Source organism: Nocardiopsis potens DSM 45234 (assembly GCF_000341105.1).
GTDB lineage: Bacteria > Actinomycetota > Actinomycetes > Streptosporangiales > Streptosporangiaceae > Nocardiopsis_A > Nocardiopsis_A potens.
In genome coordinates this window covers 17,634-40,196 of the sequence record NZ_ANBB01000037.1, presented here as the reverse complement: position 1 = coordinate 40,196, position 22,563 = coordinate 17,634, and the positions used below count along the sequence as shown (strand labels likewise).

21 protein-coding genes are annotated in these 22,563 nt (G+C 74.0%); 3 read left to right on the top strand and 18 right to left on the bottom strand.

What is annotated here, in order from left to right; genetic code table 11:
* Position 1 precedes the first annotated feature (1 nt).
* Positions 2-931 (bottom strand): LysR family transcriptional regulator, encoded by a 930-nt coding sequence (locus tag D459_RS0114165; RefSeq protein WP_017593673.1) that lies wholly within the window; start codon positions 929-931, stop codon positions 2-4.
* A 75-nt stretch (positions 932-1,006) separates the two neighbouring features.
* On the opposite strand from D459_RS0114165, the gene D459_RS0114160 reads away from it, so the two are divergent.
* The gene (locus D459_RS0114160; protein WP_017593672.1) at positions 1,007-1,198 is read left to right on the top strand and encodes a hypothetical protein; all 192 of its coding nucleotides are present in this window, start codon (positions 1,007-1,009) and stop codon (positions 1,196-1,198) included.
* 117 nt (positions 1,199-1,315) lie between these two features.
* On the top strand, positions 1,316-2,089 hold the full coding sequence (locus tag D459_RS0114155) for an IclR family transcriptional regulator (RefSeq protein ID WP_026120388.1): 774 nt from the start codon (positions 1,316-1,318) through the stop codon (positions 2,087-2,089).
* 132 nt (positions 2,090-2,221) lie between these two features.
* Here the strand turns inward: D459_RS0114155 and D459_RS0114150 are convergent, their stop codons facing one another.
* From D459_RS0114150 to uvrC, 10 genes are all read right to left on the bottom strand, one after another.
* Positions 2,222-2,605, bottom strand: a complete 384-nt coding sequence (locus D459_RS0114150; protein WP_081620566.1) for an RNA polymerase-binding protein RbpA — start codon at positions 2,603-2,605, stop codon at positions 2,222-2,224.
* A 46-nt stretch (positions 2,606-2,651) separates the two neighbouring features.
* Positions 2,652-2,888, bottom strand: coding sequence for a preprotein translocase subunit SecG (gene secG, locus D459_RS0114145; RefSeq protein ID WP_026120386.1), 237 nt, complete (start codon positions 2,886-2,888; stop codon positions 2,652-2,654).
* A 262-nt stretch (positions 2,889-3,150) separates the two neighbouring features.
* A complete protein-coding gene (gene tpiA / locus D459_RS0114140; RefSeq protein ID WP_017593668.1) occupies positions 3,151-3,933 on the bottom strand; it encodes a triose-phosphate isomerase in 783 nt (260 codons plus the stop codon).
* Between the two features lie 94 nt (positions 3,934-4,027).
* Complete coding sequence (locus D459_RS0114135; RefSeq protein ID WP_017593667.1) at positions 4,028-5,215, bottom strand: phosphoglycerate kinase; 1,188 nt, start codon at positions 5,213-5,215, stop codon at positions 4,028-4,030.
* Positions 5,216-5,293: 78 nt separating this feature from the next.
* Positions 5,294-6,298 carry a type I glyceraldehyde-3-phosphate dehydrogenase gene (gene gap / locus D459_RS0114130; RefSeq protein ID WP_026120385.1) on the bottom strand — a complete coding sequence of 335 codons (1,005 nt, stop codon included), beginning with the start codon at positions 6,296-6,298 and terminating at the stop codon, positions 5,294-5,296.
* A gap of 315 nt (positions 6,299-6,613) precedes the next feature.
* Positions 6,614-7,594 (bottom strand): DNA-binding protein WhiA, encoded by a 981-nt coding sequence (gene whiA / locus D459_RS0114125; RefSeq protein WP_017593665.1) that lies wholly within the window; start codon positions 7,592-7,594, stop codon positions 6,614-6,616.
* An 87-nt stretch (positions 7,595-7,681) separates the two neighbouring features.
* Positions 7,682-8,050, bottom strand: a complete 369-nt coding sequence (locus D459_RS0114120) for a DUF488 domain-containing protein (protein WP_017593664.1) — start codon at positions 8,048-8,050, stop codon at positions 7,682-7,684.
* Positions 8,051-8,077: 27 nt separating this feature from the next.
* The gene (locus D459_RS0114115) at positions 8,078-9,004 is read right to left on the bottom strand and encodes a gluconeogenesis factor YvcK family protein (protein WP_026120384.1); all 927 of its coding nucleotides are present in this window, start codon (positions 9,002-9,004) and stop codon (positions 8,078-8,080) included.
* A 195-nt stretch (positions 9,005-9,199) separates the two neighbouring features.
* Positions 9,200-10,099 (bottom strand): RNase adapter RapZ, encoded by a 900-nt coding sequence (gene rapZ, locus D459_RS0114110; protein WP_017593662.1) that lies wholly within the window; start codon positions 10,097-10,099, stop codon positions 9,200-9,202.
* Positions 10,100-10,103: 4 nt separating this feature from the next.
* Positions 10,104-12,059, bottom strand: coding sequence for an excinuclease ABC subunit UvrC (gene uvrC / locus D459_RS0114105; RefSeq protein WP_026120383.1), 1,956 nt, complete (start codon positions 12,057-12,059; stop codon positions 10,104-10,106).
* Positions 12,060-12,212: 153 nt separating this feature from the next.
* On the opposite strand from uvrC, the gene D459_RS0114100 reads away from it, so the two are divergent.
* Positions 12,213-13,421, top strand: coding sequence for a mechanosensitive ion channel family protein (locus D459_RS0114100; RefSeq protein ID WP_017593660.1), 1,209 nt, complete (start codon positions 12,213-12,215; stop codon positions 13,419-13,421).
* A gap of 110 nt (positions 13,422-13,531) precedes the next feature.
* Here D459_RS0114100 and D459_RS0114095 read toward each other — a convergent pair whose 3' ends face one another.
* From D459_RS0114095 to D459_RS0114065, 7 genes are all read right to left on the bottom strand, one after another.
* Positions 13,532-13,972 (bottom strand): Rieske (2Fe-2S) protein, encoded by a 441-nt coding sequence (locus D459_RS0114095; RefSeq protein ID WP_017593659.1) that lies wholly within the window; start codon positions 13,970-13,972, stop codon positions 13,532-13,534.
* Positions 13,973-14,107: 135 nt separating this feature from the next.
* Positions 14,108-14,587, bottom strand: coding sequence for an RDD family protein (locus tag D459_RS0114090; RefSeq protein WP_017593658.1), 480 nt, complete (start codon positions 14,585-14,587; stop codon positions 14,108-14,110).
* A complete protein-coding gene (uvrA, locus tag D459_RS0114085) occupies positions 14,587-17,421 on the bottom strand; it encodes an excinuclease ABC subunit UvrA (protein WP_017593657.1) in 2,835 nt (944 codons plus the stop codon). Before uvrA ends, D459_RS0114090 begins: the two co-directional genes overlap by 1 nt.
* Before the next feature lie 186 nt (positions 17,422-17,607).
* Entirely contained in the window at positions 17,608-18,624 is a 1,017-nt protein-coding gene (locus D459_RS0114080; protein ID WP_026120380.1) for a TerC family protein, read from the bottom strand.
* Positions 18,625-18,842: 218 nt separating this feature from the next.
* Positions 18,843-19,961 carry a glycosyltransferase family 4 protein gene (locus D459_RS0114075; protein ID WP_051065428.1) on the bottom strand — a complete coding sequence of 373 codons (1,119 nt, stop codon included), beginning with the start codon at positions 19,959-19,961 and terminating at the stop codon, positions 18,843-18,845.
* 90 nt (positions 19,962-20,051) lie between these two features.
* Positions 20,052-21,692, bottom strand: a complete 1,641-nt coding sequence (locus tag D459_RS0114070) for a lipid II flippase MurJ (RefSeq protein WP_017593654.1) — start codon at positions 21,690-21,692, stop codon at positions 20,052-20,054.
* A gap of 2 nt (positions 21,693-21,694) precedes the next feature.
* Positions 21,695-22,552, bottom strand: a complete 858-nt coding sequence (locus D459_RS0114065) for a hypothetical protein (protein ID WP_017593653.1) — start codon at positions 22,550-22,552, stop codon at positions 21,695-21,697.
* Positions 22,553-22,563: the final 11 nt, after the last annotated feature.

Genomic DNA, 22,563 nt, shown 5'->3' with positions numbered 1-22,563 from the left:
CTCAGACGGCGGGCTCCAGGGAGGCGCTGACCTCCGCCGCGACCCGGCGGAGCCCGTCCAGCCCGTGCGCGACCGCGGGCCGGTGGCCGCTGCCCCGCCGCACCGTGGCGAAGACGCTGCGCACCGGGGCGACCTCGCCCTTCAGCGGGACGCGCACCACCCGCCCGTCGCCGGGCAGCTGCAGCAGCCGCGGCCCCAGGGTCACCCCCATGCCGTGCGCGACCAGCGCGAACACCGCGATCCACTCGGAGGCCCGGTGCTCGGTGCGCGGGGTGAAGCCGGCGGCCGAGCAGGCGGTCTGCACGACCTGGCGGTGGTGGCACTCGTCGGTGGACTCGATCCAGGTCTCCCGGGCGGCCTCGGACAGCTCCACCGCGGCCCGCCCGGCGAGCGGGTGGCCGGCCGGGACGAACAGGTCCTGGGGCTCCTGGAACAGCGGCAGCTGCTCGAACCGCGGGTCGTCCGCGGCGGGCCCGCCCGGGACCGGCACGGTGACCGCGATGTCGGCGCGCCCGCCGAGCAGCTCCTCGTGCACGGCGGCGTCGTCGTACTGGCCGACGACCAGTTCCAGCCCGGGCCGCTCGGCGCGGAGCCGGGCGGCGGCCGGGACGATGAGGGTGGCGACCGCGGTGGGGTAGCCGATCATGGTCAGCCGCCCGGTCTCGCCCCTGCCGTGCGCGGCCAGGTCGGCCAGGGCCCGCTCCCAGCCGGCGCTGAGCTCGTCGGCGTGCCGGAGCAGGACGTGCGCCTCGGAGGTGAGCCGGATCCCGCGCCCCTCCGGGTGGAGCAGCTCCGTGTCCAGCTCCCGGGCGAGCAGGCGGACCTGCTGGGAGACGGCGGACGGGGTCAGGTGCAGGGCCCGGGCCGCGGCGGTGACGGTGCCGTGCCGGTCCACCGCGCGGAGCACCTGGAGCCTGCGGATATCGATCATGCAGTCGAGGCTACACAATATCGAGCGAAAAGTTGAGATGGACGTGAAAGGTTCCTGCGCTGCAGACTCGTTCCCATGGACACCGAAGCGACACGGAACGGATCCCGCCACCCGGCCCGCTGCCCCGACTGCGGCTGGCCCGAGGACCAGACCTACCAGGTGGTCTCCCGGCACGCCGTCTCCGCCGGCCTGCTCCTCTACACCCGCTGCCCCTGCGGCCGCCTCAGTGCCCGCCTGCTCCGCACCCCCGGCGCCCTGCACGGCTGACTCTCGGCGCCGCGGGGGCGTTCAGAGCGCTCTGACACCCCCGCGGCGCCGGGGCCACCGGGGCCGGGGCGCCCGGCGCGGGCCGGGGGGACCGCTGCGACATGCCAGAATGCGGGCATGTCCCACGTTCCTGCGGCGAGTCGAGCGCTGCGCGTCCTGCGGCATCTGGCCGGGCGGTCCGGGCCGGTGTCGGCGTCCGGGCTCGCGGCCGAGCTGGGGCTGCCCCGGTCCAGCCTGTACCAGCTGCTGGAGGCCATGGCCGAGGAGGGGTTCGTGGTGCACCTGCCGGAGGAGCGGCGGTGGGGGCTGGGCGTCGCGGCGTTCGAGATCGGCTCGGCCTACCTGCGGCACGACCCGCTGGAGCGGCTGGCCCGCCCGCTGCTGGCCCGGCTCACCGAGGAGACCGGCGCCACCGCCCACCTGGGCATCCTGCACGGCAGGGACACCCTCTACCTGCTCAAGGAGCAGCCGCCGCACTCGCCGACGCTGATCACCGGGGTGGGGGTGCGGCTGCCCGCGCACCTGACCGCCTCGGGGCGGTCGCTGCTGGCCCGGCTCCCCCGGGCCCAGGTGCGGGCGCTCTACCCGGACGCCGCCGCCTTCACCGACCGCACCGGGCGCGGCCCGGCCGCCCCGGGCGAGCTGCGCACCCTGCTCGCCGAGGAGCGCAGGCGCGGCTACTCGCTGGAGGAGGAGCAGGTGACCGAGGGGTTCTCCTCGGTGGCGGCGGCCTCGTTCGACCACAACGGCACCCCGGTCGCCGCGATCAGCCTGACCGTCCCGGTGCAGCGCCCGGTGAGCCCGGCGGCGCTGGCGCACCGGGTGGGCGACGCCGCGGCCGAGCTCACCCGGCGGCTCGGCGGCCGGATCCCGCCCCCCGAAGAGCGTTGATCTTGGAGTTATCGACCTGTCAAGGCACGGCTACGTGCGCCCGTTCACTGCGGGGACAGGTCGATAACTCCAAGATCAACGCGAAGGGCGGGGCCGCCGGTCGGCGGCCCCGCCCTTCGGAGCAGAGGGGCCTCAGGAGGCCTTGGCCTTGGCGGCCGCCTCCATGTGCGCCCTGACCTCGGCGCGCTGCGCGCGCAGCTTCTCCAGCGCCTCTTCGAGGATGGCCTCGCCGTCCTCGGCGCTGCGCCGCTCCTTCACGTAGGCGAGGTGCGTCTTGTACGGCTCGGTGCGCGGCGGGGACGGCGGGTTGTCCTTGTCCTTGCCGGCGGGGAAACCGCAGCGCGGGCAGTCCCACTCCTCGGGAACCGCGGCCTCGTTGGAGAAGCTCGGCACGACCTCGTGCTTGTTGGCGCAGTAGAACGGGACCCGGACGCGCGGCGCGGCCTCGCCGCGCTCGGCCTCGCCCATCGGGCCGGCGCCCACGCGGCTGCCACGGATGGCGCTACCACTACCCACGAAAAACTCCTTCGGCGGTCATGCCCCGGCGAGGGGGAAGTCGGAACTACGCTCCCCGGTTGATGAGCAGGCCGAGCACGACGATGGCGATGATCCACACCAGCGCGGTGACGACCGTCAGCCGGTCCAGGTTGCGCTCCACCACCGACGACCCGCCCAGGGAGGAGGTGACGCCGCCGCCGAACAGGTCGGACAGACCACCGCCCTTGCCCTTGTGCAGCAGCACCAGCATCAGGAGGAGGACGCTGCAGACCATTACGAGAATGGACAGACCGAGGATCACACGCTCACCCGTAACTCGACCCCGACGAGGGGGAATTGACGACCTTGGACCCCAAGACCGCGTACTCGCCGCTCGGCTGGGCCTAGGGCCCGGCGGAGGAGGGGACCGGGGGACACTGCTCGATTTTACCGCGCACCGTCGCGGAGCGCGGATGCTGCGAAGAAAACCTCCGGGGAAGTCTAACCCGCCCCGTCCACCACTCGGGTCCCGCGGGGGCCCGGAAAGGCGGACGAGGCGGGTCTCACCGCCCCGGGCGCACCGGCTACTCGCCCAGGCGCACCAGCTTGGCGAAGTCCTCGCCCTTGAGGCTGGCCCCGCCGACCAGGGCGCCGTCCACGTCCTGCTCGGCCATGATGCCGGCGATGTTGTCCGGCTTGACCGAGCCGCCGTAGAGGACGCGCGTCTTGGCCGCGGTCTCCGCGGAGTACAGCTCGGCGAGCTTCTCCCGGACCGCCCGCCCGCAGACCTCCTGGGCGTCGGCCGGGGTGGCCACCTCGCCGGTGCCGATCGCCCAGACCGGCTCGTAGGCGATGACCAGCTTCTCCACCTGCTCGGCGGTGAGGCCCTTCACGCCGGCCTCGACCTGGGCGGCGGTGTGGGCGACCTGGCCGCCGGCCTTGCGCACGTCCAGGCCCTCGCCCACGCACAGGATCGGGGTGATCCCGTGCGCGAAGGCGATCCTGGTCTTCGCGTTGACCAGGGCGTCGTCCTCGGCGTGGTACTCGCGCCGCTCGGAGTGGCCGGTCAGCACGTAGCCGCAGCCCAGCTTGGCCAGCATCGCGGCGGACACCTCGCCGGTGTAGGCGCCCTGCTCGTGCGCGGAGACGTCCTGGGCGCCGTAGCCCAGGCGCAGCTTGTCCCCGTCGACCAGGGTCTGCACGCTGCGCAGGTCGGTGAAGGGCGGGAGGACCACCGCTTCGGCGCGGTCGTAGTCGGCGTCCTTCAGCGCGAAGGCCACCTCCTGCACGAGCTTGATCGCCTCGAAGTGGTTCTTGTTCATCTTCCAGTTGCCCGCGATCAGCGGCTTGCGCTCGGCCTGTGCCATGTCGTCCTCGTCGCTCGGTTCTGCTGCGTGCTGTGAAGGGGGTGCGCCGCCGGGCCGGCTCCCCGGGGGGCCGGCCCGGCGGCGGGCGCGGGGGTCAGTCCCGCAGTGCCTCGATGCCCGGGAGCTCCTTGCCCTCCAGGTACTCCAGGCTGGCGCCGCCGCCGGTGGAGATGTGGCCGAACGCGGCCTCGTCGAAGCCGAGGGCGCGCACCGCGGCCGCGGAGTCGCCGCCGCCCACCACGGTGAAGGCCGGAGACTCGGTGAGGGCGCGGGCCAGCGCCCGGGTGCCGTGCGAGTAGGGCTCCATCTCGAAGACGCCCATCGGGCCGTTCCAGAACACCGTCCGGCTGTCCTTCACCTTCTCGGCGAAGAGCTTCGCGGACTCCGGGCCGATGTCCAGGCCCATCCGGTCGGCGGGGATCGCCTCCACCGGCACCGCGCCGTGCGGGGCGTCGGCGGCGAACGCCTCGGCCGCCACCACGTCCACCGGGAGCACGATCTCCACGCCGCGCTTCTCGGCGTCGCGCAGGTAGCCGCGGACCGTCTCCAACTGGTCGGTCTCCAGCAGGCTGGAGCCGACCTCGTACCCCTTGGCCTTGAGGAAGGTGAAGACCATGCCGCCGCCGATGACCAGCCGGTCGGCGGTGTCCAGCAGGTTGGCGATGACCGCCAGCTTGTCCGAGACCTTGGCGCCGCCCAGCACCACGGTGTAGGGCCGCTCCGGGTCCTCGGTGAGCCGCTTCAGCACCTCGACCTCGGCCAGCACCAGGCCGCCGACCGCGTGCGGCAGCCGCTTCGGCAGGTCGTAGACGCTGGCGTGCCTGCGGTGCACCGCGCCGAAGCCGTCCCCGACGTAGAGGTCGGCCAGGGCGGCCAGGCGGTCGGCGAACTCGCCGCGCTCGGCGTCGTCCTTGCTGGTCTCGCCGGCCTCGAAGCGCAGGTTCTCCAGCAGCGCGACCTGGCCGTCGGCCAGGCCCTGCACGGCCTCCCGGGCGGAGGGGCCGGCGGTGTCGGCGGCGAAGGCCACCTCGGCGCCGAGCAGCTCGGCCAGGCGCTCGGCGACCGGCCGCAGCGTGAAGGCGGGGTCGGGCTTCCCCTTGGGGCGGCCCAGGTGGGCGGCGACGACCACCCGGGCGCCGCGCTCGCGCAGCGCGGCGATGGTGGGCAAGGCGGCGCGGATCCGCCCGTCGTCGGTGATCCGCCCGCCGTCCAGCGGAACGTTGAGGTCGGCCCGGACGAAGACCCGCTTGCCGGCGACGTCGAGGTCGTCGATCGTCCGCATGCAGTACTCCTACTCCCAGTTGTCCCGGAGGCGCCGGCCCGCGTTCGGGCCGGCGCCTCCCCTGCGCGGTGCGCCCGGTTACAGGCCGGCGCCGACCAGCTTGACGACGTCGACGAGGCGGTTGGAGTAGCCCCACTCGTTGTCGTACCAGCCGACGATCTTGACGGTGTTGCCGAAGGCCATGGTGAGGCCGGAGTCGAAGGTGCAGGACGGGGCGGTGCCGACGATGTCGGAGGAGACGATCGGGTCGGCGGTGTAGCGCAGCACGTTCTTCAGCGGGCCGTCGGCGGCGGCCTTGAACGCGGCGTTGACCTCCTCGGCGGTGGTCTCCCGCTCCAGCTCGACGACCAGGTCGGTGACGGAGCCGTCCGGCACCGGGACGCGCATCGCCATGCCGTCGAGCTTGCCCTTGAGCTCGGGCAGGACCAGGGCGGTGGCCTTGGCGGCGCCGGTGCTGGTCGGGATGATGTTGGCGGCGGCGGCGCGGGCGCGGCGCAGGTCCTTGTGCGGGAAGTCCAGGATGACCTGGTCGTTGGTGTAGGCGTGCACCGTGGTCATCAGGCCCTTGCGGATGCCGAACGAGTCCAGCAGCACCTTGGCCATCGGCGCCACGCAGTTGGTGGTGCAGGAGGCGTTGGAGACGATGTGGTGCTCGGCGGCGTCGTACTTGTCGTCGTTGACGCCCATCACCACGGTCAGGTCCTCACCCTTGGCCGGGGCGGAGATGACGACCTTCTTGGCGCCGGCCTGGAGGTGCTTGCCGGCGTCCTCGGCCTTGGTGAAGCGGCCGGTGGACTCGATGACCACGTCGACGCCGAGGTCGCCCCAGGGGAGCTGGGCCGGGTCGCGCTGCTCCAGGGTCTTGACGGTGGTGCTGCCGACCCGGATGGAGTCCTCGCCGACCTCGACGTCGCCGTCGAGGGTGCCCAGCACCGAGTCGTACTTGAGCAGGTGGGCGAGGGTGGCGTTGTCGGTGAGGTCGTTGACGGCGACGATCTCGACCTCGCTGCCGGCGGCCTGGGCCGCGCGCCAGAAGTTGCGGCCGATGCGCCCGAAACCGTTCACGCCTACACGGATGGTCACGGTGACCAGTCTCCTCACGTTCTCGCGGGTAGAGCCGAAGCGCCCGGCGGTGCCGCCGGAAAGCTGCCGGTCGCAGTGGATGTTTGCGCCGGGGGGTGGCACGGCCGACCTTACCGCCCCGGTCCGCGGCCGCGGGCTCGGACCCGCGCCGGAGGGCGGCTCGACCGGGCGCCGCGGCCCAGTTTCGCACCGCCCGCACGGAGAGGACTAGACCATTTGCCGAAGTTTTCCGAGGTCGCCGAGGCTTAACACTTCTTCCCAGCCGAATGTGCCCTGACCGGGAACGATACGGAAATCTTCACACGGATTCACAACTCAGGGAACGAGCATGTCCGGCGTGAGGTTGGCTTCGGTGCCGGGGATACCAAGGTCACAGGCGCGCTTGTCGGCCATCGCGAGCAGCCGGCGGATCCGCCCGGCGATCGCGTCCTTGGTCAGCGGCGGCGAGGAGAGCTGCCCCAGCTCCTCCAGCGACGCCTGCTTGTGCGCCAGCCGCAGCCGGCCCGCCGCCACCAGGTGGTCCGGGGCCTCCTCGCCGAGGATCTCCAGCGCCCGCTCCACCCGGGCGCCGGCCGCCACCGCCGCGCGGGCGCTGCGCCGCAGGTTGGCGTCGTCGAAGTTGGCCAGCCGGTTGGCGGTGGCGCGGACCTCGCGCCGCATCCGCCGCTCCTCCCAGGCCAGCACGCTCTGGTGCGCGCCGAGCAGGGTGAGCAGCGCGCCGATGGAGTCGCCGTCGCGGACCACCACCCGGTCCACCCCGCGCACCTCCCGGGCCTTGGCGTGCACCTTGAGCCGCCGCGCCGCGCCGACCAGCGCCAGCGCCGCCTCCGGCCCGGGGCAGGTCACCTCCAGCGACATCGACCGGCCCGGCTCGGTCAGCGAGCCGTGCGCGATGAACGCGCCCCGCCAGGCCGACTCCGAGTCGCAGGCGCCGCCCGCCACCACGTGCCGGGGCAGGCCGCGCACCGGGCGGCCGTTGCCGTCGATCAGCCCGGTCTGCCGGGCCAGGCTCTCCCCGTCCTTGATCACCCGGACCACGTAGCGGTTGCCCTTGCGCAGCCCGCTCGGCGCCAGCACGACCACCTCGGACTCGTGCCCGAACACCTCGGAGACGTCCTTGCGGAGGCGGCGCGCCGCCGCCCCGGTATCCAGCTCCGCCTCGATGACGATGCGCCCGCCCACCAGGTGCAGACCGCCGGTGAACCGCAGGATCGTGGAGACCTCGGCCTTCCGGCAGCATGGCTTGAGAACGGTCAGCCGGCTCAACTCGTCCTTCACCACGCCGGTCATCGCCATGGTCGCGGTCCTCCCCCTGGATGGTCGACTCCCCTGAACAGGCAGACTACTCGCCCTGGGGCGCCCGGCCACGCCAACCGCCGCGTGTCACCGGCCCTGTGCGCGTTCCAGCACCCCGCGCAGGACCACCGCCTGGTTGTGCTCGGTGTCCCGGGCCGCGTACAGCAGCACCACCGGCCCCTCGGCCAGCGCGTCCAGCACCGGGCGGAGCGCCTCCGGCCGGGCGGCCAGCTCCCGGCGGTACCGCTCGGCGAACGCCTCCCAGCGCTCCGGGTCGTGGCCGAACCACCGGCGCAGCTCCGTGCTGGGCGCCGCGTCCTTCAGCCAGCCGTCCAGGCGCAGCGCGTCCTTGCGCACCCCGCGCGGCCACAGCCGGTCCACCAGGAACACCGCGCCCCGCTCCGGCGGGTCGGCCAGCGCGTCGCGCACCCGCATCAGCACGATGTCGCCGCTCACCGCACCAGCCTGGCACAGGCCCGCGGCTCAGCCGCGGAAGATCCGGTCGAACACGCCGGCGAGCCGGTCCGGGTCGTGCTTGGCCGACCCCTCGGCCTCCGCGACGTCGCCCAGCACCAGCTCGCCGCCGAGCCGCTCGGCGGCCGCGCGCAGCGGGCCGGGGTCGTCCACCACGCCCCGGTCGGCCAGCACCACGTCCACCCCCAGCCCGGGGGCGTGCTCCTCCAGGACGCTCAGGTAGGTCTCGGGGCTGAACCCGTCGGTCTCGCCGCGCTGCGGGGACAGGTTGAGCGCCACCACCCGGCGCGCGTCCGTCTCCACCAGGGCCGTGGCCAGCTCCGGCACCAGCAGGTGCGGCAGCACGCTGGTGAACCAGGAGCCCGGGCCGAACACCACCCAGTCGGCCTCGTGCACCGCCTTGACCGCCTGCGGGCAGGCCGGCGGGTCGGCGGGCAGCAGCGAGATCGACCGGACCCGCCCCCCGGTGCTGGCGCAGGCGACCTGCCCGCGCACCGTGGTGACCTCGTCCGGCCGGGCCGGGTCGGCGCCCTGCACCTCGGCCGCGATGTCCAGCGGCACCGAGGACATCGGCAGCACCCGGCCGTGCGCGCCGAGCAGCTGGCCCACCCAGTCCAGCCCGGCCACCGAGTCGCCGAGCAGCTGCCACAGCGCCGCGATGAGCAGGTTGCCCACCGCGTGCCCGTGCAGCTCGCCGTCGCTGCGGAAGCGGTGCTGGATCACCTCGCTCCAGGTGTGGCCCCACTCGTCGTCGCCGCAGAGCGCCGCCAGCGCCATCCGCAGGTCCCCCGGCGGGAGGATGCCGAACTCGTCGCGCAGCCGGCCGCTGGAGCCCCCGTCGTCGGCGACGGTGACCACCGCCGTGACGTCGGTGGTGACGCGGCGCAGCGCGCGCAGCGACGCGGACAGGCCGTGCCCCCCGCCGAGCGCGACCACCCGGGGCGGCAGTTCCTCGTCCTCCGGTGCGATCCGCGCCCCGGCCGACACGCCACCTGAATCCACAGCCATCCGATCCCGCCTACCGACTACGCCGTACGGACCGCCCCTGCGACGGCAGCGGCGGACGGTCGGGCCAATGGTAGGTACCCCGCGGCCCGTGCGCGATCCGCCGCCGGCGCCCGGCGGCCCGGGTCACTCCCGGCCCACGTCCCGGTGGGCCACGTGCACCTCGACGCCCTCCTCGCGGAGCTTCTCGCCGAACCGCTCCGCCATCGCGACGCTGCGGTGCCGGCCTCCGGTGCAGCCCACCGCCAGCGTCATGTAGTGCTTGCCCTCCCGCTGGTAGCCGGCGATCAGCAGGCGCAGCACCTCGGTGTAGGCGTCCAGCATCTCCTTGGCGCCGTTCTGCGCCAGCACGTAGTCGCGGACCGGCTCGTCCCGGCCGGTCATCGGGCGCAGCTCGGGCACCCAGTGCGGGTTGGGCAGGAACCGGCAGTCCAGCACCAGGTCGGCGTCGACCGGCAGGCCGTGCTTGAACCCGAAGGAGACCACGTTGGCCCGGGTGCGGACCTCCTCGGAGTCGCCGAAGAAGCCGATCACCTTCGCCTTGAGCTGGTGCACGTTGAGCTGGGAGGTGTCGATCACCAGGTCGGCCTCGCCGCGGACGGCGCGCAGCGTCTCCCGCTCCCGGGCGATGCCGTCGGTGAGCAGCCCCTCGCCCTGCAGCGGGTGCGGGCGGCGCACGCTCTCGAACCGGCGCACCAGCGTCTCGTCGCCGGCCTCCAGGAACACCACCCGCGCGGTGATCCCCCGCCCGCGCAGCTCCTCCACGGTGGAGAGCAGGTCCTCGGTGAAGGCCATGCTGCGCACGTCCACCACCGCGGCGACCCGCGCCACCGCCCCCCTGGTCCGCCCGGCCAGGTCGATCATGGTCGGCAGCAGCCCCGGCGGGAGGTTGTCCACCACGAACCAGTCGAGGTCCTCCAGCGCCCGGGCCGCCGTGCTGCGGCCCGCACCGGACATCCCGGTGACGATCACGATCTCCGGCGGGAGCTCCCCGCCCAGGCCCTCCGCCGGTCCGCTCTCGGCCATCCCGTCATCCCCCATCGTTGCGCCCTTCGGTTCCGCTCAGCCGCGCGTGCACCGCCTCCGCGATGCCCGCGCCGATCCCCGGGACCTCCGCGATCTGCTCGGCCGTCGCCTCGGACAGCCGGCGCACCGAGCCGAAGTGCTTCAGCAGCGCCGTCCGCCGCGCCGGGCCGAGCCCCGGCACCTCGTCCAGGACGCTGCCGGTGAGCGCCTTGGCCCGCTTCTGCCGGTGGTAGGCGATGGCGAAGCGGTGCGCCTCGTCGCGCACCCGCTGCAGCAGGTACAGCCCCTCGCCGGTGCGCGGCAGGATGACCGGGTCCTCCTCGTCGGGGAGCCAGACCTCCTCCAGCCGCTTGGCCAGCCCGCACACCGCGATGTCGTCGATGCCGAGCTCGTCCAGCGCGCGCCGGGCCGCCTCCACCTGGGGGCGGCCGCCGTCCACCACCACCAGGTTAGGCGGGTAGGCGAACCTCCCGGGACGGGACGCCCCATGTTCCCCCTCCCGTTCCCCCGCGTTCTCCCCCATCACGGCCAGCTCGCCGGCCTTGCTGCTCTCCTCCAGGTAGCGGGAGAACCGGCGGTGCACCACCTCGTGCATGGAGGCGACGTCGTTCTGCTCCCGGTCGCCCTTGCTCAGCCCGCGGACGCTGAACCGGCGGTACTCCGACTTGCGGGCCAGGCCGTCCTCGAAGACCACCATCGAGGCCACCACGTGCTCGCCCATCAGGTTGGAGATGTCGAAGCACTCGATCCGCAGCGGCGCCTCGGGCAGGTCCAGGGCCTCCTGGACCTCCTGCAGCGCCCGGCTGCGGGTGGTCAGGTCACCGGCCCGCTGGGTGCGGTGCCGGGCCAGCGCCTGCTCGGCGTTCTTGGCCACCGTCTCCAGCAGGGACCTCTTGTCGCCGCGCTGCGGGACGCGCAGGTCGACCCGGGAGCCGCGGCGCTCCGCGAGCCACTCGGCCACCGCCTCCGGGTCGTCGGGCTCCGTCGAGACCAGCACCTCGCGCGGGACCGCCGCCGCGTCTGCCCCCTCCCCGTACAGCCGGGCCAGGAACCGCTCCACCAGCCCCCCGGTGCCGACGTCCTCGACCTTGTCCACCACCCAGCCGCGCTGCCCGCGGATCCGCCCGCCGCGCACGTAGAACACCTGGACCGCGGCCTCCAGCTGGTCCTCGGCGACGGCGATCACGTCGCAGTCGGTGGAGTCGCCCAGCACCACCGACTGCTTCTCCAGGGCGGTGCGCAGCGCCTCGATGTCGTCCCGGATCCGCGCGGCCCGCTCGTACTCCTGCTCCTCGGCGGCGGTGCGCATGGAGCGCTCCAGGGCCCGGATGAACCGGCCGGTGTCGCCGGCCATGAACGAGCAGAAGTCCTCGGCCAGCGCCCGGTGCTCCTCGGCGTCCACCTTCCCGGTGCACGGGGCCGAGCACTTGCCGATGTAGCCGAGCAGGCAGGGCCGCCCGCTGTTGCGCGCGCTGCGGAACACCCCGGCCGAGCAGGTGCGCACCGGGAAGACCCGGAGCAGCAGGTCGACCGTCTCCCGGATGGCCCAGGCGTGCCCGTAGGGGCCGAAGTAGCGCACCCCCTTGCGCTTGGCGCCGCGCATCACCTGCACCCGGGGGAACTCCTCGTTCATGGTGACGGCGAGGTAGGGGTAGCTCTTGTCGTCCCGGTACTTGACGTTGAAGCGCGGGTCGTACTCCTTGATCCAGGAGTACTCCAGCTGGAGCGCCTCCACCTCGGTGCCCACCACGGTCCAGTCCACGTCCGCGGCGGTGGAGACCATCGTCTGGGTGCGCGGGTGCAGCCCGGCGAAGTCCTGGAAGTAGGAGGAGAGCCGGGCCCGCAGGTTCTTCGCCTTGCCCACGTAGATGACGCGGCCGTGCTCGTCGCGGAAGCGGTACACCCCGGGCGAGGTCGGGATCGATCCCGGGCGGGGGCGGAGGTGGGGTTGCGCCGTCATGCTTCCATTGTGGTCGCCCCCGCCGACGGACGGCCAGCGGACGGCCGATCGTGTGCTCCGCCGCACCCGCGTTCCCACCGGAATGTCACGATTCGGTATCCGGATGTCCTAGGTTGTGCGGGTAACCGATGACGCCTGAAAGGGAACTCTTCCGTGGACCTCTTGCAGTGGACCGGGATACTGGTCTCCGTCCTCATCGCCATGGGGCTGGTCAGCATCGCGCACTGGCTGCTGACGCACCAGCTGTCCAAGGTGTGGGGGATGGCGCGGTACCTGGTGGCCCGGTGCCGCGTCTCCGCCTATGTCGCCGCGGCCGCGGTGGGCGTCAACATCTCGCTTCCCTCCCGGGGCGAGATGGAGGACACCTCCCTGTACGCCCCGCTGCTGCACGCCCTCGAGATCCTGATGATCATCGGGCTGACCTGGCTGGCCACCTCGGTCGCCTACGCCATCACCGACGGGGTGCTGGCCCGGCTGGCGGTGAGCAACGGCGACGCCGACCGCCGGTCCCGGCGGCTGCAGACCCAGGTGCGGCTGATGCGCCGGATCATCACCGGGGTCATCGTGGTGATCGCCACCGCCGCGGTGCTGTTCACCTTCGACGCGGTCCGCCCGCTCGGCGCCGGGCTGCTCACCTCCGCGGGCCTGATCGGCATCGTGGCCGGCATCGCCGCCCAGTCCACCCTGGGCAACCTCTTCGCCGGCCTGCAGCTCACCTTCGGCGACGCGCTGCGGATCAACGACATCGTCGTGTTCGACGGCGAGTGGGGCCGGGTCGAGGAGCTGAGCCTGACCACGGTGACCCTGCGGCTCTGGGACGAGCGGCGGCTGGTGATCCCGGTGTCCCAGTTCACCACCACCTCGTTCGAGAACTGGACCAAGCAGGGCACCTCGATCACCGGCTCGGTGATGATCCGGGTCGACTGGGAGGTGCCGATCGAGGAGCTGCGCACCGCGGTGGGCGACTTCATCACCGCGCACCCGCTCTGGGACGGCCGGCGCTGGTCCCTGCAGGCCACCGACATCCTGGAGGGCGGCCTGGTGGAGCTGCGCGCGGTGGCGACCACCGCCGACTCCGACGCCCGCTGGGACATCTGCTGCGACCTGCGCGAGCACCTGATCTCCTACATCAGCACGCACTACCCGCAGGCGCTGCCCCGGGGCCGCACCGAGATCGTCGGCGACCCGGAGGAGAACGGCGCGGCGCTCCCGCCCGAGCTGGCGCGGGCCCTCCCGGCGAGCGTCCGCGGCCGCTACGCGCAGGCCCCGGACGGCTCCCTCGGCGACCCGAAGACCGCCGAGGGCCGGGACCACGGCGACGAGGACGGCGACGGCGACGGGGGCTCCGACGGCGGGGACTGACCCGCCCCGGCCGGAAACCCGCCCCGCACGCCGCCGGGCCCCGGTCCGCCCTCCCCGCCCGCCCGAGGGCGATGGGAAGGGCGGACCGGGGCCCGGCCGCCGTCGGGGGGTCAGTCCTCCAGCGAGCGCTCCAGGGTGATCTCGCCGCCCTGCACCGAGACCTCGAACCGCTCCAGCCGCTCGGTGGCCGGCCCGGCCAGCGGCTCCCCGGTGGCGATGTCGAACTCGCTGCCGTGGCAGAGGCAGTGGATGTTCTCCTCCACCTCCTGGATGGTGCAGCCGGCGTGCGTGCACACCGCGCTGTAGGCCCGGTAGTCGCCCTTCTCCGGCTGGGTCACCACCAGCTTGCCCTTGATGACGACGGTGCCGCCGCCGACCGGGACCTCATCGGTCCGGGCGATCACCGTGCCCATCACCGCGTCCTGGGGCGCGGGCCTGTCCTCCGCGTTCCCGCAGGCGCTCAGCCCGACCGCGGCGGCCCCCGCGGCCCCCGCGGCGCCGATCATCCGGCGGCGGCTGATCCCGCACCCGCACGCTCCCCCCGCGCCCATGCACGGCTCCTCTCAACGTCCACGACCGGGCGCGTTCCACGGCGCCCGAAAACTACTACGCACTGTAGTACGGGCGGACCGGAACCGAAAATCGCCCCGAAGAACCCATTTGACCTGCGCCGAAAAGGGGGCGGCTCACCCGCCCGGCCCTGCCGGCTCCACCGCCGTCCGGGCGATCCGGTCCTGCAGCCCCCGGTGCCGGGGCCGGTCGGCCAGCGAGGAGACCAGCGCGTACAGCGCCGCCATCAGCGCCACCACGTTGAGCACCGGGACGTAGGCCAGCAGCACCGACCCGAACAGCACCGCCGAGCGGAGCAGCACCGCCCCGGTCCCGGGCCGCGCGGACGGCCCGCCGGACCCGGCGGGCACCAGGCGCACCCGCAGCCACAGCTTGCCCGGGGTGGCGCCGTACACCGCGGTCATCGCCGCCTCGTACCCGGCGTAGACCGCGAACGCCGCCACCGAGGCCGCCGCCATCGCCGGCACCCCGGTGTCCGGCGGCCCGACCAGGGCCACCAGCCCCGTGCTGACCAGCATGTTGATCCCGGTCGCCAGGACCAGGTCGATCACCCGCGCCGCGGCCCGGCGGCCCAGCACCGCCCACTCCCCGGCCATCAGAGCAGCTTCGCCAGGTAGCGGCCGGTGTGCGACTCGGCCGCGCCCGCGACCTCCTCCGGGGTGCCCTGGGCGACGACCATGCCGCCCCGCGAGCCGCCCTCGGGCCCCATGTCGATGATGTGGTCGGCGGTCTTGATCACGTCCAGGTTGTGCTCGATGACGATCACCGTGTTCCCGGCGTCGGCGAGCCGGTTCAGCACGCCCAGCAGCTTGCGGATGTCCTCGAAGTGCAGGCCGGTGGTGGGCTCGTCGAGCACGTAGACGGTGCGCCCGGTGGAGCGGCGCTGCAGCTCGGTGGCGAGCTTGACCCGCTGCGCCTCGCCGCCGGAGAGCGTGGTGGCGGGCTGGCCCAGCCGCACGTACCCCAGGCCGACGTCGTTGAGGGTCTGCATGTGCCGGCGGATGGCGCTGATCGGCTCGAAGAAGTCCAGCGCCTCCTCGATCGTCATGTCCAGCACCTCGGCGATGCTCTTGCCCTTGTAGTGCACGTCCAGGGTCTCCCGGTTGAACCGGGCCCCGTGGCAGACCTCGCAGGGCACGTAGACGTCGGGCAGGAACTGCATCTCGATCTTGAGGGTGCCGTCGCCGGAGCAGGCCTCGCACCGGCCGCCCTTGACGTTGAACGAGAACCGGCCCGGCTGGTACCCGCGGACCTTGGCCTCCTGGGTCTGCGCGAAGAGCTTGCGCACGTGGTCCCAGACCCCGGTGTAGGTGGCCGGGTTGGACCGCGGGGTGCGCCCGATCGGGCTCTGGTCGACGTGCACCACCTTGTCGACCTGGTTCAGCCCGTTCACCCGGGTGTGCCGGCCCGGCACCGAGCGGGCGCCCTGCAGCTCCTTGGCGAGCACCTTGTACAGGATCTCGTTGACCAGCGTGGACTTGCCCGACCCGGACACCCCGGTGACCGCGGTGAGCACGCCCAGCGGGAAGGCCACGTCGACGTCCTTGAGGTTGTTCTCCCGGGCGCCCTTGACCACCAGCTCGCGCCCCTTGGCCAGGGGCCGGCGCACCGGGGGCACCTCGATCCGGCGGCGGCCCGACAGGTAGTCGCCGGTGGCCGAGCCGGTGCAGTCGAGCAGCTCCTGCACGGTGCCGGAGACCACCACGTCGCCGCCGTGCTCGCCGGCGCCGGGGCCGATGTCGACCACCCAGTCCGAGGCGCGGATGGTGTCCTCGTCGTGCTCCACCACGATCAGGGTGTTGCCGATGTCGCGCAGCCGGCGCAGGGTGTCCAGCAGCCGGGCGTTGTCCCGCTGGTGCAGGCCGATGGAGGGCTCGTCCAGCACGTAGAGGACGCCCACCAGGCCCGACCCGATCTGGGTGGCCAGCCGGATGCGCTGCGCCTCGCCGCCGGAGAGCGACCCCGCGGAGCGCTCCAGGGTGAGGTAGTCCAGGCCGACGTCGAGCAGGAAGCCGAGCCGGGCGCTGATCTCCTTGAGCACCTGGGCGGCGATCACCTGGTCCCGCTCGCTGAGGTGCAGGTCGCGCAGGAACTCGGCGGCCTCGTTCAGCGGCAGCGCCGCCACCTCGGAGATGGAGGCGCCGCCGACGGTCACCGCGAGCACCACCGGCTTGAGCCGCTTGCCCGCGCAGACCGGGCAGGGCACGGTGCGCATGTAGCCTTCGAGCCGCTCCCGGCCGAAGTCGCTCTCGCTCTCGGAGTGGCGCCGCTTCACCCACGGGATGACGCCCTCGTAGGAGGTGTAGTAGGAGCGGGTGCGCCCGTACCGGTTGCGGTAGCTGACGTGCACCTGGGTGTCGTGGCCCTCCAGCAGCGCGCGCTGCGCCTTCTTCGGCAGCCGCTCCCAGGGGGTGTCCAGGGTGAAGCCCATCGCGTCGCCGACCGCCTGCATCAGCCGGCCGAAGTACTCCGCGGCGTGCCCGCCGGACCACGGCGAGACCGCCCCGTCGGCCAGGGTCTTCTCCGGGTCGGGGACGATCAGCTCCGGGTCGACCTCCATCCGGGTGCCCAGGCCGGCGCAGTCCGGGCAGGCGCCGTAGGGCGAGTTGAAGGAGAAGGAGCGCGGCTCCAGCTCCTCGAAGGAGAGGTCGTCGAAGGGGCAGTAGAGGTGCTCGGAGAAGACCTTCTCCCGCTCGGGGTCGTCGGCGGGCAGGTCGACGAAGTCCAGCATGATGGTGCCGCCGGCCAGCTTCAGCGCGGTCTCCACCGAGTCGGTGAGCCGCTTGGCCGCCGACTCCTTGACGGTGAGCCGGTCCACCACCACCGAGACGTCGTGCTTCTCCTGCTTCTTCAGCGCCGGGGGCTCGTCCAGCCGCACCGCGGCGCCGTCCACCACCGCCCGGGTGAACCCCTTGGCCTGCAGGTCCTTGAAGAGCTCCAGGTACTCGCCCTTGCGCCCGCGCACCACCGGCGCCAGCACCTGGAACCGGGTGCCCTCGGTGAGCTCCAGCACCCGGTCGACGATCTGCTGCGGGGTCTGCCGGGCGATCTCCCGGCCGCAGTCGGGGCAGTGCGGGACGCCGATCCGCGACCACAGCAGGCGCAGGTAGTCGTAGACCTCGGTGATGGTGCCCACGGTGGAGCGCGGGTTGCGGCTGGTGGACTTCTGGTCGATGGAGACCGCCGGGGAGAGCCCCTCGATGAAGTCGACATCGGGCTTGTCCATCTGCCCGAGGAACTGGCGGGCGTAGGCGGAGAGCGACTCCACGTAGCGGCGCTGCCCCTCGGCGAAGACCGTGTCGAAGGCGAGCGAGGACTTCCCCGACCCGGACAGCCCGGTGAACACGATCATCGCGTCGCGGGGCAGGTCGAGGGAGACGTCCTTGAGGTTGTGCTCGCGCGCGCCTCGGATCACCAGCTGCTCGGCCATGTCGCTCCATCCGCCAGATCGGCACCGCTGCGCCGGAGCGCACGCGGGAAGAACAAGGATCCGGCCTCAAAGACTAGGGGCACGCCACCCGCGGCCGGGACCGTCCAGGTCAACGCGCCCGCGCCGGAAGAACTTCCGCGCGGGCGCACTGACCACTATAGACGAACAGCCGTTCGAACGGAGCGGTTACTCTCCCCGCTCCCCGGCGGAGGCCCCGGCCGAGACCTCCTCCTCGCCCTTGTCCGCGCGGGCCTTGATCAGGCTGGCCACGATCGTCACGGTCATCACGCCGATGATGACGGTCAGAGAGGTGGCGATGCCGACCTCCGGGACGTGCACGCCGTTCTCGTGCAGCGCGTGCAGGATCATCTTCACGCCGATGAAGGCCATGATGATCGACAGGCCCCAGCTGATGTAGACCAGCTTGTCCATCAGCCCGGCCAGCAGGAAGTAGAGCTGGCGGAGGCCGAGCAGGGCGAAGGCGTTGGCGGTGAAGACGATGTAGGCGTCCTGGGTGAGGCCGAAGATCGCCGGGATCGAGTCGACCGCGAACACCAGGTCGGTCACGCCGATCGCGACGATGACCATGAGCATCGGGGTGACGTGGCGGCGGCCGTCCAGCTTCACCGTGAGCTTGGAGCCGTGGTAGTCGTCGGCGACCGGCCAGACCTTGCGCACCATCCGGACCGCGAAGCTGTTCGCGTAGTCCTGCTCCTCCTCGTCCTGCTTCATGTGGTCCCGGACGATCTTCACCGCGGTGTAGATCAGGAACGCGCCGAAGAGGTAGAAGACCTCGCTCCAGGCGTTGATCGCCTGGGCGCCGATCGCGATGAAGATGCCGCGCATCACCAGCGCGATGACGATGCCCACCAGGAGCACCTCGTGCTGGTACTTCTTCGGCACCGCGAAGGAGCCCATGATCAGGTAGAAGACGAAGAGGTTGTCGACGCTCAGGCTCTTCTCGGTGAGGAAGCCGGCGAAGTACTCCCCCGCCACCGTCGAACCGCCGAAGTACCACAGGCCGAGCCCGAAGAGGATCGCGATGCCCACGTAGAAGGCGGCCCACCAGGCCGCCTGCTTCATGCCGAACTCTTTGGGCCCGCTCTTCTTGCTCCACGGGTGGTCGACGATGGCCAGGTCGATGGCGAGGATCGCGATCATCGATCCGATCGTGGCCAGCCAGACCCACATGGGAATGTCCATGGAAGTACCGCTCCTCCGGTTCGGGGTGTCCGGGAATAACCGGGCATGCCGTGCGACCGGAGGTCTCTCCCGCCCCGGGGGCGCGGGTCCGCACAGGACCGTACCGGGACCGGCGGCACCGGGCTCGCGCCATTGCGAACCGTGATGACGACACCGCCGTTGGGTTTAGGGATACTCCCCTCACGTCGGGCCAGAAGGCCCGAGCACAATGATGCCATCTAATCCGAGTTCCGTGAACACCCTGCAGCGTTCGCCCGGTCACAGTCCGCGACCGAACGGTACACCCGCTCCAGCTGGTCCACCGCGTCCGACTCGCCGGGCAGCGCGGCGGCCGCCGCCGGAGCGGCCGCGGACAGCCGCTCGGCCAGGCCCGGCTCGTCCAGCACCCTGCGCACCGCGCGGGCCAGCTCCGCGGCGTCCCCCGGCGGCACCAGCAGCGCCGAATCCCGGTACAGGTCGGCGATCCCGCCCACCCGGGACGCCACCACCGGCAGCCCGGCGCGCAGCGCCTCCATCACCACCAGGGACGGCCCCTCCCACCGGCTCGGCAGCACGAACGCGTCGGCGGCGGCGAGCAGCTCGGACACATCGCCCCGGTGCCCGAGCAGCCGCACCGGCAGCCCGGCGGCGTCGATCCGCTCCTGCAGCGGGCCGCGCAGCGGGCCGCCTCCGGCCACCGCGAACAGCGGCGCGGGCGCACGCGCCCCCAGTTCCTCCGCCGCCTCCAGCAGCACGTCCAGCCCCTTCTGCCCGGCCAGCCGCGCCACGGTCAGCAGCAGCGGCCGGCCCGGCGCGGCGCCCAGCTCGGCGCGGACCCGCGCGCGCGGACGGCGCGGCTCGGGCAGCGGCGGGGCGGCCACCACCGCCAGGCCGGTGCCGCGCGCGCCCAGCGCCTCCATCCGCCGGACCAGGTCCCGGGAGACCCCGAGCACCGCGTCCGCGCGGAGCGCGACCGCGCGCTCCAGCGCCGGGTAGGCCAGCGCCCGGGCCCCGCTCGCCTGCGGCGGGGCGTTGTGCACCGTCACCACCAGGGGGCGCGCCCCGGACAGCGCGCACAGCGCCCCCGCCCGCACCCCGTGCGCGTGCACCGCGTCGGCCCCGCGCAGCATCCCGCCGAGCCGCGCCGCCGCGGCCAGGTCGCGCACCGGCCGGGGCTCGGCGCCGACGTCGACCGGGGCGAACCGCGCCCCCGCCGCCGCGAAGCCGAACCGCTCGCCGGTGCCCTCCGGCCCCAGCACCGCCACCCGGTGGCCCCGCTCCGCCAGCCCGGCGGCGACCGACCGCACATGGCCGCCGACCCCTCCGCTGCTCGTGCCCAGCACCAGCGCGATCCGCATCCCGTCCACCCCCGTGGCCCCTTCCTCCTCGTGCGCCCCTCCGACCCCGCCGCGCCCTCCGCCCCGGGGCCGCGTGCGCGCCGGTCTCCGTCACCGCTCTTCCCCGTCCTCCCGGTCCGCCTCCGCCCGGCCGGAGCGGCGCAGCCGGGCCGGGGCGGAGCGGACCGTCCCGCCGTCGATGAGCAGCGCCGCCGCGCCGAACACCAGCAGTGCCACCGCGCCCGCCGCCCCCGCCGCGGCCAGGCCGGCACCGGTCCCGGCGCCCGCCCACCCGTGCACCGCGTCGGCCGCCCGGGCACCCGCCGGCCAGGCCGCCGCCGCGCCGACCGCGGCGGCCAGCAGCGAGCGGCCCAGCCCGGCCAGCGCCGGCCCGCCGTGCGCGGCCCGCACCGCCGCGCCGAGCAGCACCGCCGCCAGGGTCAGGCCGGCCGCCGCCCCGGCCCCCAGCCCGGCCACCGCCCACCCCCGGGGCACCGCCGCCACCAGCGCCGACGCCGCCGCCATCACCACCACCCAGCCCGCGACCTGGGCCGCCGCCGCCTCCCGGCCCCGCCCGGAGGCGTACAGCGCCCGGCTGAACAGCGCCACCAGCCCGAACCCGACGATGCCCAGCGCGTACACCGGCAGCGCCCGGGCCAGCGGCTCCGGGTCGGCGGCCGCGAGCAGCCCGGCGACCGGCCCGGCCGCGGCCGCCAGCGCCGCCGCCAGCCCAGCGGTGACCACCGTGCACACCCGCGCGCCCGCCGCCAGCACCCCGGCGAACCCGGCCGCGTCGCCCTCCCCGTGGCGCACCGCCAGCGCGGTGAACGCGCTGGTCGCGATGGGCACCGCGATCACCCCGTAGGGCAGGGTGAACAGCGCCCAGGCGTAGCTGTACAGCACCGCCGCCCCGGCGCCCCCGCCCCAGTTGGCCAGGGCCACCGAGAGCAGCAGCGCCAGCTGCATCGCCACCAGCGGCAGCAGCGCGGCCGCCGCCAGCGACCGGGCCCGGCGCCCCTCCCCCTCGGGGAAGGACAGCCGGGGCCGCAGCCCCAGCCGGAGCCGGAGCGCCGGCACCAGCGCGGTGGCGAACAGCGCCGCCACCCCCACCGTGGTGCCCGCCGACAGGGTGAGCTCGGCCGCCGCGCCCAGCCGGCCGGGGTCGCCCCGCCCCTCCCCGCCCAGCGGCACGAAGGCGACGTAGGCCGCCGCCACCACCAGGCTCGACACCAGCGGGGCCAGCGCCGGGGCGAGGAACCTCCGGTGCGCCTGGAGGACCCCGTACAGCACCGCCGCCAGCCCGTAGAACACGATCTGCGGCGCGAACACCACCAGGAACCGCACGGCCAGGCCCAGCACCTCGTCCCGGTCGCAGCCGGCCGCGCCGCCCAGCATCAGCGCCATCGCCGGCCCGGCGGCGGCCGCCAGCAGCAGCGCCAGCGGGACCGAGACCAGCACCACCCAGGTGACCAGGGCCGAAGCGGTCTCCCGGACCCGCTCGGTGTCGCCGCGGGCCGCCGCCGGCGCCAGCAGCGGCACCACCGCGCCGGCCAGCGCGCCGCCGATGGCGATCTCGAACAGCACGGTGGGCAGCTGGTTGGCGGTGACGTAGGCGGTGCCGGTGCAGGTGTCGCCGACGGTCTGGGAGAACACCACGGTGCGGCCGAACCCGGCCAGCCGCGCCAGCCCGGTCACCGCGGCGATCAGCGCGGCGGCCCCCGCGACCCCCGCACCCAGGCGGAGCGGGCCCACCGTCAGCGCCGCCCCGCCTCGTCGATCCGGCGCAGCACCCGGTTGCCCGCGATCACCTTGGAGAAGCTCACGTACTCGCTGGCCGCGGTGAGCCCCGCCACCCCGGCCAGCAGCGCCAGCCGGGCCGGGCGGGGCAGCGACGCCGCGGCGGCCGCGCCCAGCAGCGCGCCCATCGCGTTGGCCCCGGCGTCGCCGAGCATCGCCCGCTCCCCCAGGTCCTCGCCGACCAGCGCGGCCGTCGCCCCGCACATCGCGCCCACCGCGCCGGCCGCGGGGCCGGCCAGCCCGGCCGCGCCGGCCGCCAGCGCCACCTTCGCGGCCCGCCCCGGGCGCAGGTCGAACAGGTTGAGCAGGTTGGCGGTCCCGGCGATCAGCGCGCCGTCGACCAGCACGTCCAGCGGGCGCCGGCCGAGCACCGCGGCCGCGGCCAGCCCGGTGCCGCCGATCCCGGCGATCTTGACCGCGCCGGTGGTCACCTCGCCGCGGGCCAGCGCCGCGAGGTGGCCGCGGAACCCGCGCGCCCCGGCCCCGCCGGACAGGTCGTCGTAGCAGCCGAACGCCGCGGCGCCGGCCGTCGCGGCCAGCGCCGAGGCGCGCACCCGCGGGGCCAGCCCGGGGGCGGCGAGGATGCCCGCGCAGGTGCCGGCCGCCACCGCGGGGCCCTCCAGCAGGGTCACCTCCTCGCCGCGGAAGTTGGTGCGCGACCACACGTCCCGGGCGTGCTCGGCGACGCGGAACACGCCGCCGGCCGCGCCGGGGCCGGGGCCCCGCTCGGGCAGCGCGTAGGCCGCCCGGGCGGCCGCGGCGCCCACCGCCGCACCGACGGCGGCGCCCTTCCACCCGGTGGCTGTGAACGGCATAGGGGGACTCG

What these genes read in the sequence shown, in the direction of transcription:
- tpiA (WP_017593668.1), bottom strand. Translation starts at nt 3,933, where the DNA reads ATGGCACAGGCCGAGCGCAAGCCGCTGATCGCGGGCAACTGGAAGATG.
- uvrA (WP_017593657.1), bottom strand. Translation starts at nt 17,421, where the DNA reads ATGGCCGAGCAGCTGGTGATCCGAGGCGCGCGCGAGCACAACCTCAAG.
- D459_RS0114080 (WP_026120380.1), bottom strand. Translation starts at nt 18,624, where the DNA reads ATGGACATTCCCATGTGGGTCTGGCTGGCCACGATCGGATCGATGATC.
- uvrC (WP_026120383.1), bottom strand. Translation starts at nt 12,059, where the DNA reads ATGACGGCGCAACCCCACCTCCGCCCCCGCCCGGGATCGATCCCGACC.
- D459_RS0114065 (WP_017593653.1), bottom strand. Translation starts at nt 22,552, where the DNA reads ATGCCGTTCACAGCCACCGGGTGGAAGGGCGCCGCCGTCGGTGCGGCG.
- D459_RS0114135 (WP_017593667.1), bottom strand. Translation starts at nt 5,215, where the DNA reads ATGCGGACGATCGACGACCTCGACGTCGCCGGCAAGCGGGTCTTCGTC.
- D459_RS0114075 (WP_051065428.1), bottom strand. Translation starts at nt 19,961, where the DNA reads ATGCGGATCGCGCTGGTGCTGGGCACGAGCAGCGGAGGGGTCGGCGGC.
- whiA (WP_017593665.1), bottom strand. Translation starts at nt 7,594, where the DNA reads ATGGCGATGACCGGCGTGGTGAAGGACGAGTTGAGCCGGCTGACCGTT.
- D459_RS0114165 (WP_017593673.1), bottom strand. Translation starts at nt 931, where the DNA reads ATGATCGATATCCGCAGGCTCCAGGTGCTCCGCGCGGTGGACCGGCAC.
- D459_RS0114095 (WP_017593659.1), bottom strand. Translation starts at nt 13,972, where the DNA reads ATGGGCGCGGGGGGAGCGTGCGGGTGCGGGATCAGCCGCCGCCGGATG.
- rapZ (WP_017593662.1), bottom strand. Translation starts at nt 10,099, where the DNA reads ATGGCCGAGAGCGGACCGGCGGAGGGCCTGGGCGGGGAGCTCCCGCCG.
- D459_RS0114155 (WP_026120388.1), top strand. Translation starts at nt 1,316, where the DNA reads ATGTCCCACGTTCCTGCGGCGAGTCGAGCGCTGCGCGTCCTGCGGCAT.
- D459_RS0114090 (WP_017593658.1), bottom strand. Translation starts at nt 14,587, where the DNA reads ATGGCCGGGGAGTGGGCGGTGCTGGGCCGCCGGGCCGCGGCGCGGGTG.
- D459_RS0114160 (WP_017593672.1), top strand. Translation starts at nt 1,007, where the DNA reads ATGGACACCGAAGCGACACGGAACGGATCCCGCCACCCGGCCCGCTGC.